This is a genomic window from Leyella stercorea (assembly GCF_021531655.1).
Genome location: NZ_JADYUF010000024.1, coordinates 1 through 16,196 on the forward strand (window position 1 = coordinate 1; position 16,196 = coordinate 16,196).

A 16,196-nucleotide genomic window follows, 5' to 3' on the forward strand; every position below is an offset into this window, starting at 1 on the left:
GGCTTTCTGGGGGTGACGTTTTGGGCTTCTTTTTAGTTTTTCAACTTCTTCAATCTCTCCAAGACTTCCTCCGGAAGCTTAGCCGGCAGATGTTCCTCCGGATCGTAGAGCATTCCGGTGCAGATGCAATACTTGCGACCGGTGCGCTTGAGCACGTCTACATTGATGCAACCCTCGCATCCGCGCCAGAAAGCTTCGTCGTCGGTGAGGTCGGCAAACGTCACGGGATGATAGCCCAACTGGGTGTTCATCGCCATAACGGCAGCTCCGCTGGTGAGCGAGAATATCTTGGCATGCGGCCAACGGGTGCGGGCGAGCGTGAAGGTGAGGTCCTTGATGCGCTTGGCCACACCCAGTCCGCGGAACTTAGGGTCAACGATAAGACCCGAAGTGGTGACATACTGCTTGTTGCCCCATGTCTCGATGTAGCTGAATCCTACAAACTCGTCGCCGTAAAGGGCTATCACCGCCTTGGCTTCCTTCATCTTCGTAGCCACATATTCGTGTGTACGCTTAGCGATACCAGTGCCGCGAACCTTGGCGGCTTTCTCTATGGTATCAAGTATTGTGTCGACATATTTCTCATGTGATGCGTCGGCTACCATCACTGTTATATCTTCCTTGTTCATAATCGATTTTATCGAGTTTTGAATTTTGAGTTTTGAATTTTGAATTGTTGCCGTTGGCAATTTTGAATTTTGAGTTTTGAATTTTGAATTATTCGCGGCTTACGCCTGCGATTTTGAATTGATGAATTATGAATTGAGAATTGAAGAATAAGATTCTTGAAATTCAGAATTGAATAATTCACAATGCGCGAAGCGCACCAATTCAAAATTCAACATTCAAAATTCCTAAATCAGAATTCCGCTTCCATTCCCGGCACTATTGTGCTCAGCCCTTTTATCACCTGCTCCTGCGTCACACCCTCCTTAATCACGATGAAAATGGTGTCGTCGCCGGCTATCGTGCCGAGTATTTCGTCAATGTGTCCGTTGTCAATGTTGTATGCTATCGAACTGGCGTAGCCCGGTCGAGTACGTATCACACCCATATTGCCCGAGAAGTTGATGGAGCGATAGCCCGGAATACGGAGCATTTCCGATGCCATTCGCGGCGTGGGCACACGCTTGTACATGGTTTCGTTGGGCAGCACATATACATACCTGCCATTCATGCTGGCAGCCTTTGCCACCTTAAGCTGCTTGAAGTCGCGGCTCAATGTAGCTTGCGTCACGGCAAATCCTTCCTGGGCAAGAGCTGCAAGCACTTCGTCCTGGCTTCCAAGTTCCTTGCTCGAAATGAGCATCTTCAATGTTTCAATTCTGTCGCTTTTTAACTTCATATTTCTTGTATGGATGTATATTTATTCGTTTACGGATACAAAAGTATGTATAATTGAATAAATATCCAAACAATACGACATAAAAATTAAATAAAAAATTACGCTTTGTAAGATAACGGAAGATTTATTGTATATTTATGCAGTATAAGTATACATTAAGGAACAGATTGGTGTGGTGAAGAAAGAAATATGGATATGGCACAAAAGAAATATGGCACAACTCTCAGCGAGCTGTGCCATATTCCTATGTTTAACTAAAAAATAATTTTCGTAATGAATGAAGACTCTCACGAACCCTCATGGTTACCTGTTAAACAATCGTTCAATTTACCTTAAACCTAATAACTAAAAACCTAAATCTATTACTACTAACCTAAACAATCTATTAACCTTTTGACGATGCAAAGGTATGAAGATTTTGCTGTGTACGCAAACAATTCTATCAAAAACATTCATTTTCAACTCAAAAACTTGATGTAGAATAAGTCTGTAAGTCGCTAAACTACAGTTGAAGCGTCTGCGTACAGTATTTCAACACAGCCGGTCGGTGGGTGATGAATATTACAGTATGGCGATTGTCGTGCATCAGACTCTCGAGCAATCGGCATTCGGTGTCGGCATCGAGAGCTGATGTAGCCTCGTCGAATATCATTATCGAGCCCTCGCGAAGCAATGCGCGCGCTATGGCTATGCGCTGTGCCTGACCTTCGGACAATCCCCCACCCTGCTCGCCACACTTGGTGTCGAGTCCTAAGGGAAACGTCCTGACAAAGTCGGCGCAACTACGGCTTAGCACTTCCCACATTTCCGCCTCCGAAGCATTGGGGTTTCCGAGCAGCAGATTATCGCGTATGGTGCCACTCATGAGCGTGTTGCCCTGCGGCACATACACAAAGTTACATCGCATCAGGGATGTCAGTTCACGGGTTTCCACCTTATTATATATATATATGTTGCCGCTGGTGGGGCGCGACAGAGCCAGAAGCATGCGCACAATAGTGGTCTTGCCGGCACCGGTCTCGCCCAATATGGCTGTACACGTGCCTGGAGCAAAGTCGAACGAGAGGTTGTCGACGACATTGCGCGTGCCGTCCTCGTATCTGTACGTAACGTTCTGAAGCCGCAATCCGCACGGTGCCTGCATACGTTGGGGCTCGCCCTGCGGTTCAAGAGGTTCTTCGAGCAGTTCGATGAGTCGCTCGGCTGCGGTGAGCACGCCTACAAATGCCGGCGCGAGCTTGGTCAGATTGCGTGCCGGAGTCTGTATCTTGTTGACCAACTGCAGGAAGGCAGTCATGCCGCCAAACGTCAGCGTGCCTGCCGACATTCGCACGGCAGCCCATAGGAAGGCTACGAGATAGCCTATGGCGAAACCAAGATTAAGGACGAAATTGGAGAATATGGAGAATATGGTACGCTTCACTACATTGCTGCGCAGCTCCGACTGGGTGCTCTCAAGGCGCGTCACCATGTCGTCGCCAGCCTCAAGCGTCTTCACCACCATTCGGTGCTGCACCGTCTCTTGCATTGCCGACTGCACATGGCTGTCAGAATCGCGCACCAGTCGGGTCAGACTGCGCATGCGTCCTACGTATATTCTACTCGCGGCGAGGAACACGGGCATGATTGCCACAAGCAATACGGCAAGCGTATGGTCCATAACAAACATGCAGGCGAATGCACCTACAAACATAAGTATGACGGAGAGCGTGTTGGAAAGGGTCTCCGTGAGGAACGTAACTACCGTGGTCACGTCAATTTCGAGTCGGTTGAGCACGTCGCCCGAGTGATGCCGCTCCCTACTATGCCACTCTGCTTGCAGTATATGGGCAAGCATGCGCTGCTGCATACGGTTCTGCGCACGTACGCCGAGGATGTTGCGCACCCACACTCCGGCTATGCTCACGCCGAAATTGGCAAGTATGATGAATCCCATCAGCGCCACCGCCCAATATATCGAGTCGTGCTCGCTGCCCGAGGCTATGTCGATGGCATGCTTCACTGCCCATACCTGAGCCAAACTCAACACCACATCTGCCACACCCAACAACGCATTGAGCACCGACTGCAGACGATTGCCACGCAATTCGTGCCACAGCCAACGCACTATAAGGAGTGCCGGATACTTCGTTTTGGGAATTTTGAACATTCGGAATTTTGAATTTTGGGTTTTGAGTTTTGAATTGTTCCTAACGGAATTTTGAATTTTGAGTTTTGAATTTGGAATTATTCCTTTCGGAATTTTGAATTTTGAGTTTTGAATTTTGAATTATTCTCGGCTGACGCCTGCGATTTTGAATTGATGAATTATGAATTTTGAATTGTTTGTTTTAAATTTGAGAATTGTGAACTATGCAATTCAAAATTGAATAATTCCTAATCGCCAAAGGCGACAAACTCCTAACTCAAAACTCAAAATTCAAAAATGCCATAGGCACCAATTCAAAATTCAAAACTCAAAATTCAAAATTCTCATCTCTTATCCGCTCCCCACATCATCTTTTCGCGTAGCGACGAGAAGTAGCGCAGACCGTTGGGCTTTACTATGCGTGTTACGAACGGGGCGCGACTTATGGTTACTGCCGAACCCTCGTGCATCGTATAGCTGCGGCCGTCGATAGCTATAAGATAGTTGTGCGAACGCGATTCCACCTCCAGACGCACCACACTCTTGTCGCTGATTACAATAGGACGTATGTTGAGACTGTGCGGAGCTACGGGCGTGAGGCACAGCGTGCGGGTCTGCGGCACTATTATCGGACCGCCGTTTGACAGCGAATAGGCTGTCGAACCGGTAGGAGTGCTCACTATCAGACCATCCGCCTGATACGTAACCAGATAACTCTCGTCGATGCTTGTACGAATACTGATCATCGAAGCCACGTCGCGCTTGAGCACGGCAATGTCGTTGAGAGCATAATGACAGCCCTCAAAGCCGCCGCCTTCGGTGACTACCTGTATGGCGGTGTGCTCCTCAATGGCGTAGTTTCCGGCTATGATGGTGGCAAGCGCAGCCTCAACCTCAGCCGGCAACACGTCAGCAAGGAATCCTAACCTACCCATATTCACGCCAATGATGGGTATCTGCTTGGTGCCTACACGCACCGCTGCCTTGAGGAACGTGCCGTCGCCACCCATCGAAATGACAAAGTCGGCATCGAAGTCGTCGCCGTCGAACACGTCGACACCAGTCAGGTCAAGCATGTGCTCGGACGTAAGGAAGTCGTAAAACTCACGGTCGAACATCACACGCTCACCGCGCGACTTCAGAAAAGACAGCACACGCAAGAGCGAAGTCGACTTGCGCGGCTGGAACGAGTTGCCGAATATTGCGAATGTCAGAGGCTTGTCTGTCATCATATAAATATATATTTTTATTCGTTTTGCTATTTGAAAGTTACAAAAGTAATGAAAAAATCGCGTATCGAAAGGCTTGTTTTGTAATAAAAACGTAACAAATCGAACTTTTAGAGCTATTTAATTTCATTCTTTCACGCATTTTACTTAACTTTGTCTGACTCACACAACAAAACACATATGCAATACAGTAAAAAGCATTACTTCTTATTTTTCATTATCAAGGTATTGTCATACATCCCGTTCTGGGCTCTTTATGTAATATCCGACATAATGTACTATCCACTATACTATATCATCAGATATCGTAGAAAGATAGTACGCAAGAATCTGACCGAATCTTTTCCCGAGAAAAACCTTCACGAAATAGTATCTATAGAGAAAAAGTTCTACCACTTCTTTATGGACATGGTTCTCGAAAGCGGAAAACTTGCCACTATCTCACCCGACGAAATAATGAAGCGAATGAAGTTCTCCAACATCAAGATGACAAACGACTTGCTGGACCAAGGCAAGTCGGTCGACTACTTCATGGGGCATTACTGCAACTGGGAGTGGATGACCTCTATCGGACTATGGATTAAAGACGATGTGGTGTGTGCCCAGGTTTACCACAAACTCATCAATCCTACGTTCGACGAAATCATAAAGCAGATGCGCGAACGTATGGGCAATATATGTGTGGAGATGCGCGAGACGGCTCGCTTTGTGGCTAATATGGCATCGCAAAACAAGCCTTGTATGGTGGCTCTCATTGCCGACCAGTCGCCCAAGAGGAGACAAATCAAGCACTACGTCAAGTTCCTGAACCATACCGTCCCGGTATTGGTCGGTCCGGAAAAGATAGCCAAGCACTTCGGCCATATACCCGTCTTTGTCAACGCACGAAGAGTGAAGCGAGGCTATTACGAGTGCGTCTTCACGCCGCTGCACGACAATCCGTCGTCGCTTCCCGACTACGAATTGTCCGACATATACTTCAAACACCTTGAAGACGAGATACGCCGACAGCCGGAATGCTATCTGTGGACACACAACCGATTCAAATACGCAGAATACTACGAACACCAAAACAAATAAAAAAAGAATTATATGGATATTGATTTTGTGGTTACTTGGGTCAACATGGACGACCCTGAATGGCAGAATGAATTCGCAAAATACTCAGGCAACAGCAACAATACCAAGAACGGAGTGTCCAAAGCACGCTTCCGCGACTACGGATTCTTGAAGTATTGGTTTCGCGGTATAGAGAAGTTTGCGCCTTGGGTGCGCAAGATTCATTTCGTCACAAGCGGTCAGAAACCCGAATGGCTCGACGAGAACAATCCCAAAATCCACCTCGTCAATCATAAGGATTTCATCCCAGCCGAATTCCTGCCTACATACAACTCTGTAGTTATCGAACGCTATATGTACAGAATTCCTGGGCTGTCCGACCATTTCGTCTACTTCAACGACGACTTCTACATCATAAACCATATCACCCCAGAACGCTTCTTCAAGAACGGTCTGCCCTGCGACATTGCCGTGTTCGACTACAACCCGGCTTGGTCGCAATGGTATGTACGTATCAAGAACAACATAAAGATTATCAACCGCCACTTCAACAAGAAGGAAGTGATGGAGCGATGGCACGACAAGTGGTTTGACAAGAGCTACGGTTCGAAGGCACGCTGGAACTATCTGCTGCGCTTCTACAACAAGTTCATCACACTGCGTGTTCCGCACAACGCTCAGCCTTATCTCAAAAAGACATTCGAAGAGGTTTGGGCTGCAGCCGGAAAGGAACTCACCGAAACCTCGTCAAACCGCTTCCGAGCACTGACCGACTACACTCCCGAACTGTTCCGCATCTGGCAGATATGCAATGGCGACTTCGAGCCATACAACACATACAAGGACACCAAGATGTTCCCGTTGATGATAAAGTCGAAGAAGGCCATCAAGGCTATATACGAGCAGTCGTACTCGCTCATCTGCCTTAACGATAACGTTCACATACGCAACTATGACGAGGTGATGCACAACCTTAATGAGGCATTTCAAAGCATACTGCCGGAGAAATCAAGTTTCGAACTTTAACGAGTCTTTCAACCTTAATCTATGCATAAAGTATTAGCTGAAATCATAGCAGGAGTAATCCCGCACAAGATGACACGCAATCAGTGGCGTGGTATTCTGCGTTTCGGCGTGTTCAACGCCATAAAGCTAAACATCGACATACGCCGAAACCATACCACACCGGAGCATCATCTGGCTGTCTGCGCCATTGCCAAGAACGAGGGCCCGTACTTCAAGGAATGGGTGGAATGGCATCTGTCGCAAGGCGTAGACAAGTTCTACGTCTACGACAACGAGAGCACCGACGGCACAAAACAGATTCTCGAACCTTACATCAAGCAGGGTATTGTCGAGTATATCGACTGGCCTGGCTACCGACGACAGCTTGCCGCCTACGACGACTGCCTCAAACGCCACCGCTTCGACACCCGATGGATAGCATTCATCGACCTCGACGAGTTTATAGTCCCAATCAAGGATGCCTCCATACGCGACTTTCTAAAACGATTCGAGCAATTTCCAGCCGTCGAAATCAACTGGCTTGTATATGGCAGCGGAGGCAACAAAACGAAATCGTCGGAGCCTGTCATGAAGCGGTTCCGCTTCCACTCACAACCCGACCATTACCTCAACCGACACGTCAAGAGCATTGTCAACCCCCGAATGGTGTACACAATGATTGGCTGTCATGAAGTGGCGCGAATCAAAGGGAAGGCTGCCGACTCGCATGGCAACCCCATCACCCGTAACTTCAGACAACGAACACCGCAGCAAGACATTATACGCATCAACCATTATGCCGTAAGGTCGCTCGAAGAGTTCCGCGAAAAGCAGATGAGAGGACGTGCAAGCGGCACCCAGACTTCTGTGCCCATGGAGTATTTCAACCAATACGACCTTAACGATATTGAGGAACCGGCTCCCAATATCAGTAAAAACATATAATATACGTATATTATGACAGACAATAAAACCCAACCGCAGGTCATCGTTTCAATGACTTCGTTTCCTGCAGCCATCAATATTGCAGAGCAAGCTATACGCTCACTGTTGGACGGAAGCGTTCTGCCCGACAAACTCATATTGTACGTTACGCTGGCACAGTTTGCCGAAAACGAAATGCCACAGAGTCTCCTTGCACTTGCCAAGGAGAACCCCATATTCGAGATACGCAACTACGACCGCGACATACGGTCGTACCGCAAACTCATTCCGGCTCTGATTGACTTCCCCGATGCCATCATCGTCACCGTCGACGACGATGTTCACTATCACAAATATATGCTTAAGGAACTGCTCGAACTGCACGCACAGATTCCCGATGCAATCCTTGCACATCGTGCCAAGCGCATCAAGTACGGCAAACCGTACAAGAAGTGGAGCAAATATCGCTGGTATCACTTCCTGTTGAAGCGCATTCACCGCAGCTTCCTCAACATTCAGACGGGCGTAGGTGGCGTACTTTATCCGCCACACTCACTCAAAGCCGACATGATGGACGTAGAACTGTTCACCAAACTGGCACCAAGCACCGACGACATTTGGTTCTGGGCAGCAGGAGCAGCCAACGGTTATCCCGTAATTCCAGTTCCGTTCGGACGCAACAAGCCGCGCGGACTCGGCAAACCGAAGGAACTCTCACTCAAAACGAGCAACTTCAAGGCAGGAGTCGACCGCAACGTGAAGGCGTTTAACGCAATCTGCGAGCACTACCCGGAAATAAAACACATTGTAGAAAATCAGTAAAGAAACATCAATATGGATATAGACTTGGTTTATCTATGGGTTAATGGCAATGACCCGAAGTGGCAAGCTAAACGCGATGCGTGCATCGGACGGCCCACAGAACGACAAGAAAACTGCAAGGGCAGATATGCTGACAGCGGCGAACTGAAATACAGTCTGCGCTCTATAGAGATGTATGCGCCTTGGATACGCAAGATATTCATCGTGACCGACGACCAAAAGCCCGAATGGCTCAACACTGAAAATCCCAAGATTCAAGTGGTTGACCACAAGGAGATAATGCCTGCCGAGAGTCTGCCGTGCTTCAACTCGACATTGATAGAGCACTATCTCGACAAGATTCCGGGCTTGTCGGAGCATTTCCTCTTCTCCAACGACGACATGTATATAAACCAGCCCGTCACTCCGGCTACATTCTTCGCAGCCGACGGACTGCCTATAATGTATATGAACCGCAAGCCTTTCCGAAAGCTGGCGCTATGGTTTAGAGACAATGTTAAGGGCAAACCATTGAGCATGTATCTTAAGATTATAAGAAATGCAGCCGAACTTGTAGAGAAATACTACGGCACTTACTACGGATGCAAGCCTCATCACAACATCGACTCGTATCTGAAGAGCACCATAACATTCACAAACCGTAAGTTTGAGAAGGAGTTCAGCCCAATGGTACCGCACCATGTTCGTGCTGCTGACGACGTACAGCGAAGCGTATACTCTTATGTGGCTCTTGCCGAGAATAAGGGTCATCTGCGCTACGTATCACATAAACATTCGTTCCGTCTGCACATTGACAACCACAAACTCTACGAAAAGTTTGAGCGATACAATCCCGTTTTCTTCTGCATGAACGATTCGGAGTTTGCCAACGATGCCGATCGTAAGGCTGCAATCGACTTCCTCGAAAGCAAGTTTCCGAAGAAGTCGGAGTTCGAGAAATAAAGAGAGGAAGGGCAAACATAAACACAGCAATCTACCGGAACGGCGGACTCCCGTCCGACGCGCAGCAACAAACCCACAACTAAAAGGCTGGCTGTGCGTCGGACGGGAGTCCGCCGTTCCGTTTTATTATATGCGGTTCATATTTACTCGCTTAATTTCTGTCCTGCTGCCACTGCATAATACGCAGCTTTTGCTTTAAATTCCACAGGGGTTGTTGCATTGTCGAACAATCCTGTCTTTACCATATCTGAGATGTAATGCACAAGTTTGTCGGCATCAGGACTGACCATTATTATTGCCAGAGCTTTGGTTCCCCTAACCAGAATAGCCCACTTAATGTTATGACTCCACATCTGCAAACGTTCCATATCACCATTTTCCTGATACATATTCTGAATTAGAGAGAGTCCGTTCAACAACGTCTCAAGACGTTCCAATTCATTAATCGACTTTGAAATGGACTTGCGATTGACATAATAATAATACAGTGGCAACTGCGTTATAGTCGTTTTAATTGGTTTCATTAATAGTTCCGACCACCAAGGAATGTCCTCATACTTCATTCCCTTTATAAACTTCACATCCTTTATAAGTGAACGCTTGAACAGATGACGCCACACAAAACAATGCTTTATAGCAAACTTCTGTTCAGGATGATTCCAGTCGGAAGCATATTTCAACGCATCGTCCGTCACTATGGTCTTTATTCTGCCAAGCCTGTACTTAAAAGGCGAACGCCAAGCACCTGCTTTTGCGGTATCCACTTTAAACAAACGCATTAGTTTCAGCTGTATGTTTCTATAGAAAGAGTTTCGATACCAGCTCACCATATCGGTACCGTCACGCTCAATCAGACCTACTGCTAACTCCAAAGTCTGCGGATGTATAAAGTCATCAGAGTCTACAAACATAACGTATTCGGCATCAGCAACAGCCATACCCTCATTGCGGGCATGCGACAATCCGCCATTAGCTTGATGAATCACCATAAAGCGCGAGTCATTAGCGGCATATTCGTCAAGTATGGCAGGGCTTCCGTCGGTAGAACCATCGTCAACACAGATGGCACGCCAATGCGTATATATCTGATCAAGCATGCTGTTCAGACAACGTCGTAAATACGGTTCTACGTTATAAACGGGAATGATAATATCAACTTTGTTAGCTTTCATAACTTGACTTTTAGGAGATACGTAAATAATAGAGTATTATTATGCAAAAATAATAAATATTTCTGACTCCATACATATATACAATGAGAAAAGTATTCAGTTCGCTTATTTGTTAACTTAGAAAACTGTATTTTTGCAAAAACATATTTTCAGAAATCATTTTCTAAAAAATCATTTTTACAAAATGAAAATCGGCACATACACAAGCCTTTCGCTTGGTATGTGCCAAACCTTTCATAAATACTGATTGTATATAGCCATAAGGATTAGAGCAAAGTATATGGCTAATACATATATACCTCTGTGCTTTTTGAATAGCTCATATTTAAACCTGTCTATCAAGTAGACAATGGATAGCAATACCCAACCCGTATATAAGATGAGCTCTTGCGCCTTAATCTGATTACTCCATAGCATTATAGCGAGCTGTATGAGAAAATAGATTCCTCCTACAATGAATACGACAAGGAGAAAGAAGCTTTTGTATATTTTTTCTAAGAGTAACATAAACTATATTTTTGCAAAAAAGCCGCGATAGACTTCACAGTCCGTCGCGGCCAAACTTAAACAACCAATAAAAGAAATAGATAGCTGTTAAGTTTTATTCTTATGTCTTTATCGGATGAACAGGAGTTCGCGATACTTAGGCAGAGTCCAGAGCTCGTCGGCAACGATAAGTTCGAGCTTGTCTATCTGATAACGTATCTCCTCCATCTTCGGAGCTACGGTGTCGTGATAGGCAATAGCCTTCTGGTGCTCGTCCTCAATCTTGTTGGCTACCTTGCGGGCATTGACCAGTTCCTCCACACCAGTCTCAATGATCTGTGTGCGTTCAGCCATCTCTTCGATAATCTTCTTGTTGCGTGAGGTCAGCTTGTCGGCCTTCTCGGCAGGGAAGATGTCGTACATGCTCTGTACGTTCTTTGCCAGACGGCTCTGATAGTGAGTGCATACTGGGATGATATGGTTCATAGAGAGGTCGCCGAACACACGTGCCTCGATCTGAATCTTCTTTGTATAAGTCTCCCACTTCACCTCGTTGCGTGCCTCAAGTTCCTTGCGGCTCATCACGTTCTGGCTCTCGAACATCTTGATAGTAGCTTCGTCGAGATAGCGCTCGAAGATTTTCGGGCAAGAGGTCTCGCAGTCAAGACCGCGACGCTTAGCCTCCTCAACCCACTCGTCAGAGTAGCCGTTGCCATCGAAATGGATAGGCTTGCAGAACTTAACATCCTCGCGTACAACGTCGAGCAATGCACTCACCTTGTCCTGACCCTTCTCGATGAGAGCGTCAACACGCTTCTTGAAATCCTGCAGAGCCTCAGCCACTGCAGTGTTCAGTACGATCATAGCTGAAGCACAGTTGGCTTCAGAACCTACAGCACGGAACTCAAAGCGGTTGCCGGTGAATGCAAATGGTGAAGTACGGTTGCGGTCGGTATTGTCGACGAGCAGTTCAGGAATCTCAGGAATGTCAAGCTGCAATCCCTGCTTGCCGGCGATGTCGAACAGTTCGTCCTTGTCAGAAGCCTCGATACGCGAAAGAATATCGGTGAGCTGACGACCGAGGAACGATGAAATGATTGCTGGAGGTGCCTCGTTAGCGCCAAGACGATGAGCATTGGTAGCACTCATGATGCTCGCCTTTAGCAATCCGTTGTGCTTATATACCGCCATCAATGTCTCAACGATGAATACGATGAAGCGGAGGTTGTCCATCGGAGTCTTGCCAGGGCCGTGCAGCAGTACGCCAGTATCGGTAGCGAGACTCCAGTTATTGTGTTTGCCCGAGCCGTTGATGCCTGCGAAAGGCTTCTCGTGCAACAGTACGCGGAAGCCATGATGACGTGCAATCTTCTTCATGAGCGACATGAGCAGCATGTTGTGGTCGATGGCAAGGTTGGTCTCCTCGAAGATAGGAGCCAGCTCAAACTGGTTGGGCGCAACCTCGTTGTGGCGTGTCTTGCAGGGGATGCCCAGTTCGAGAGCCTGGATTTCCAGATCCTTCATGAAAGCCTGTACACGCTCAGGGATAGCACCGAAGTAGTGGTCGTCCATCTGCTGGTTCTTTGCAGAGTCATGACCCATAAGCGTGCGTCCGGTAAGCATGAGGTCGGGACGTGCCGAGTACAGTCCTTCGTCAACGAGGAAGTACTCCTGCTCCCAACCGAGGTTAGAGATGACCTTCTTCACTTCCGGATAGAAGTAGTGGCAAACCTCAGTGGCTGCAACATTCACAGCATGCAGCGAGCGCAGCAGCGGAGCCTTGTAGTCGAGAGCCTCGCCTGTGTATGAGATGAAGATGGTAGGAATACACAGTGTATCGTCGATGATGAACACCGGCGAAGTAGGATCCCAAGCCGAATAGCCACGTGCCTCGAAAGTGTTACGAATACCGCCGTTAGGGAATGAGCTGGCATCAGGCTCCTGCTGTACAAGCAGCTTGCCTGAGAATTCCTCAATCATGCCGCCCTTGCCGTCGTGTTCGATGAAAGCATCGTGCTTCTCGGCTGTGCCTTCGGTAAGCGGCTGGAACCAGTGTGTGTAGTGTGTCACACCGTTCTCGTCAGCCCACTGCTTGATGCCCTTAGCTACAGCGTCGGCTATGGAACGATCCAGACGAGCGCCGTTGTCGATAACGTCGATGAGCTTTTCATAAACGTCGCGCGGAAGATACTTGTACATCTTGGCGCGGTTGAAAACGTTCTTACCGAAGAACTCCGATGGACGTTCAATCGGTGCAATCACGTCGACGGGTTTCTTGTTGAAAGCGTCGGCTACAACCTCGAATCTCAAATTTGCCATTGTTGTTTCTTTCTTTTATGTTGTTTGTTTTTAGTTTTTACTGAGCCTTACTGGGCCTTCTTAAGGCTTACTGAGCCTTGCTGGGCCTTACTGGGCCTTCTTAGGCCTTTTTAAGCCTTGGTGAGCCATTCTTTGAAGCTTTGTGGGGCCTTCTTATGCCTTGCTGAGCCATTCCTTGATGCGTCGCATTGCTTCGTGGCAGTCGTCGCGGTCGCCGAAGGCTGTTAGTCGGACATATCCCTCGCCGCTCGGTCCGAAGCCTACGCCCGGTGTGCACACCACGCCTACAGCATAGAGCATCTGCTCGAAGAACTTCCACGAGTCGATACCGTCGGGAGTCTTCACCCACAGATACGGAGCGTTGCGTCCGCCGAACACCTTAAAGCCCATCTGTGTGAGCTGTTCGTGCATGTAGTGGGCGTTGGCCATATAGTAGTCGATGGTAGCCTTCACCTGCTTCTTGCCCTCGGGTGTATAGATGGCGGCTGCGGCACGCTGCGATATATAGCTTGTGCCGTTGAACTTGGTCGACTGCCGGCGGTCCCACAGATGATTCAGTTCGACACGCTGCTTGCCGTCGAGCGTCACGGCTGTGATGTCCTTGGGGATGACGGTGTATCCGCAACGCACACCTGTGAATCCGGCTGTCTTCGAATAGCTGCGGAACTCAATAGCGCACTTGCGTGCTCCCTTTATCTCGTATATCGAGTGCGGTATGTTGTCGTCCTGGATATACGCCTCGTAAGCGGCATCATAGAATATGATAGTGTCGTTGTCGAGAGCGTATTTCACCCATTTCTTCAGTTCGTCCTTAGGCAGTACGGTGCCCGTAGGATTGTTGGGATAGCACAGGTATATCATGTCTACACGATGGTCGGGTATCTGCGGCACGAAATTGTTTTCGGCTGTACACGGCATATAGTTGACGTTGCTCCAGCGTCCGTTCTCAAGCACTCCGGCACGACCGCACATTACGTTCGAATCGATATATACCGGATAGATAGGGTCGGTCACTCCGATGGAGTTGTCCCAGCGCACTATCTCGCCGATGTTGCCCGTATCGCTCTTGGCACCGTCGTTGACGAACACCTCATTGGGGTCGATATGTATGCCTCGCGGTGCATAATCGTTCTTGACTATTGCCTCGCGCAGGAAGTCGTATCCGCGCTCAGGTCCGTATCCGTGGAACGATGCCTTAACAGCCATTTCGTCTACGGCCTTGTGCATAGCCTCTATTACTGCCGGACAAAGCGGTTGTGTCACGTCTCCTATGCCGAGACTTATCACCTTAACTTGCGGATGCGACACCTTGAAGGCATTCACCTTCTTGGCTATATCTGCAAACAAGTAGCTGTTGGACAGCTTCAGGAAATGTTCGTTTACCAGTGCCATACCTGTTGAATTTTGAGTTTTGAGTTTTGAATTTTGAATTATTCTCGGCTTACGCCTGCGATTTGGAGTTTTTGAATTTTGAATTATTTCTTTCGGAATTTTGAGTTGTTGAATTATTAATTCAAAAAATGAACAATTCCTAATCGCCAAAGGCGACAATTCAAAACTCAAAATTCAAAATTCAAAATTGCCGAAGGCTTACGGCAGGTTAACTTCTCCTTCAAATGCGAACGCTGCCGGTCCGGTCATATATACATGTCCGTCCTGCTCGTTCCATTCTATATGCAGGGTGCCGCCATCCATTGCAATGTCGCTTGTATGACCTCTGCGGTCGGTCAGTGCGGCTGCTACGGCTGTTGCGCAAGCGCCAGTGCCGCATGCCATCGTTATCCCACTGCCACGCTCCCATACCCGTGTGCGTATGGTGCCGTCGTCCATGAGCTGTGCAAACTCGATGTTGCAACGCTCCGGAAAGGCTGCGTCGCGCTCCATGATGGAGCCGTATCGGGCTATGTCGAGCGTCTGTATGTCGTCGACAAAGCACACGAAGTGCGGATTGCCCATTGACACGAACGTGCCGCGGAAGGTCCGGAAGTCGGCAGTGAGAGTGTCGCCTGCCTTCTCGTCATACTGCTTCTCGTTGTGAAACACGGGCTGCAGCATGTCTACCGTGACGCTTTCCACCTTATTTATATTATGGCCTTCATCGGCAAGATGCAGATTGAGCGTCTTCACACCCGACAGCGTCTGCAGTCGTATGGAGGTTTTACTGGTGAGCCCTTTCTCGTACAGATACTTGCCAATGCATCGCGACGCGTTGCCGCACATCATGGCTTCCGATCCGTCGGCATTAAAAATGCGCATCGAGAAATCGGCTTCTACTCCTTCATCGGGCTTGCCTATCAATACAAGTCCGTCGCTGCCTATGCCAGTATGGTATTTGCTCCATGCTATTGCAGCTTTCGACGGGTCGGGAATGGCATATTTCTGTGTGTCTACATATATATAGTCATTGCCAGCCCCGTGCATCTTTGTGAACTTAACCGACTTTACCATTTTGTCTATCTTTTTACCTTAAAGAATTACTCTTTGTCCTTTGCGTTTGCAAAATTACAACAATTTGCGCAATAGACAACAATTTAATTACCACATTTTCGGGTTAATTATCTTTAAGTTTCTATTTGTAAGCAATCTTTGATGTTTTCGTTTCAATTTGAAAGCGTAACGAATGTTTTAGTTTACAATTACACACACGTAGCAAGAACAAACTATTAAAATGCTACCTATATCTTGTTTTACATTTCTTTTTGTCGTACTTTTGCATCGTGACAGTTACATAATGCAACAATAAACATAGGATAACCAATAAAAAG

The 16,196-nt window shown here is 47.7% G+C and carries 13 protein-coding genes; 5 read left to right on the plus strand and 8 right to left on the minus strand.

Annotation, left to right across the window (positions count from 1 at the left end):
- Positions 1-32 precede the first annotated feature (32 nt).
- The 4 genes from I6E49_RS08235 to I6E49_RS08250 form a co-directional block, all read right to left on the minus strand.
- Positions 33-629: a GNAT family N-acetyltransferase gene (locus I6E49_RS08235; RefSeq protein ID WP_235401725.1), complete on the minus strand. Its 597-nt coding sequence runs from the start codon at positions 627-629 to the stop codon at positions 33-35.
- 230 nt (positions 630-859) lie between these two features.
- Positions 860-1,345 (minus strand): arginine repressor, encoded by a 486-nt coding sequence (locus I6E49_RS08240; RefSeq protein ID WP_235401727.1) that lies wholly within the window; start codon positions 1,343-1,345, stop codon positions 860-862.
- A 502-nt stretch (positions 1,346-1,847) separates the two neighbouring features.
- Positions 1,848-3,494 carry an ABC transporter ATP-binding protein gene (locus I6E49_RS08245; RefSeq protein ID WP_235401729.1) on the minus strand — a complete coding sequence of 549 codons (1,647 nt, stop codon included), beginning with the start codon at positions 3,492-3,494 and terminating at the stop codon, positions 1,848-1,850.
- A 323-nt stretch (positions 3,495-3,817) separates the two neighbouring features.
- Entirely contained in the window at positions 3,818-4,702 is an 885-nt protein-coding gene (locus tag I6E49_RS08250; protein WP_235401784.1) for an NAD kinase, read from the minus strand.
- Positions 4,703-4,882: 180 nt separating this feature from the next.
- Between I6E49_RS08250 and I6E49_RS08255 the strand changes: the two genes are divergently transcribed.
- From I6E49_RS08255 to I6E49_RS08275, 5 genes are read left to right on the plus strand one after another with little or no spacing between them, the layout of a single operon-like run.
- A complete protein-coding gene (locus I6E49_RS08255) occupies positions 4,883-5,782 on the plus strand; it encodes a lysophospholipid acyltransferase family protein (protein ID WP_235401731.1) in 900 nt (299 codons plus the stop codon).
- A 12-nt stretch (positions 5,783-5,794) separates the two neighbouring features.
- Positions 5,795-6,787, plus strand: a complete 993-nt coding sequence (locus I6E49_RS08260) for a Stealth CR1 domain-containing protein (RefSeq protein WP_235401733.1) — start codon at positions 5,795-5,797, stop codon at positions 6,785-6,787.
- A gap of 21 nt (positions 6,788-6,808) precedes the next feature.
- On the plus strand, positions 6,809-7,711 hold the full coding sequence (locus tag I6E49_RS08265) for a glycosyltransferase family 92 protein (protein ID WP_235401735.1): 903 nt from the start codon (positions 6,809-6,811) through the stop codon (positions 7,709-7,711).
- Positions 7,712-7,723: 12 nt separating this feature from the next.
- Positions 7,724-8,512, plus strand: coding sequence for a glycosyltransferase (locus I6E49_RS08270; protein WP_235401737.1), 789 nt, complete (start codon positions 7,724-7,726; stop codon positions 8,510-8,512).
- Between the two features lie 12 nt (positions 8,513-8,524).
- Complete coding sequence (locus I6E49_RS08275) at positions 8,525-9,454, plus strand: Stealth CR1 domain-containing protein (protein WP_235401740.1); 930 nt, start codon at positions 8,525-8,527, stop codon at positions 9,452-9,454.
- Positions 9,455-9,597: 143 nt separating this feature from the next.
- Here the strand turns inward: I6E49_RS08275 and I6E49_RS08280 are convergent, their stop codons facing one another.
- From I6E49_RS08280 to dapF, 4 genes are all read right to left on the minus strand, one after another.
- Positions 9,598-10,626 carry a glycosyltransferase gene (locus I6E49_RS08280; RefSeq protein WP_235401741.1) on the minus strand — a complete coding sequence of 343 codons (1,029 nt, stop codon included), beginning with the start codon at positions 10,624-10,626 and terminating at the stop codon, positions 9,598-9,600.
- A gap of 615 nt (positions 10,627-11,241) precedes the next feature.
- Entirely contained in the window at positions 11,242-13,431 is a 2,190-nt protein-coding gene (locus I6E49_RS08285; RefSeq protein WP_235401743.1) for a glutamine synthetase III family protein, read from the minus strand.
- 153 nt (positions 13,432-13,584) lie between these two features.
- Complete coding sequence (locus I6E49_RS08290) at positions 13,585-14,823, minus strand: LL-diaminopimelate aminotransferase (protein ID WP_235401746.1); 1,239 nt, start codon at positions 14,821-14,823, stop codon at positions 13,585-13,587.
- A 198-nt stretch (positions 14,824-15,021) separates the two neighbouring features.
- A complete protein-coding gene (gene dapF, locus I6E49_RS08295; RefSeq protein WP_235401748.1) occupies positions 15,022-15,879 on the minus strand; it encodes a diaminopimelate epimerase in 858 nt (285 codons plus the stop codon).
- Between the last annotated feature and the right edge of the window lie 317 nt (positions 15,880-16,196).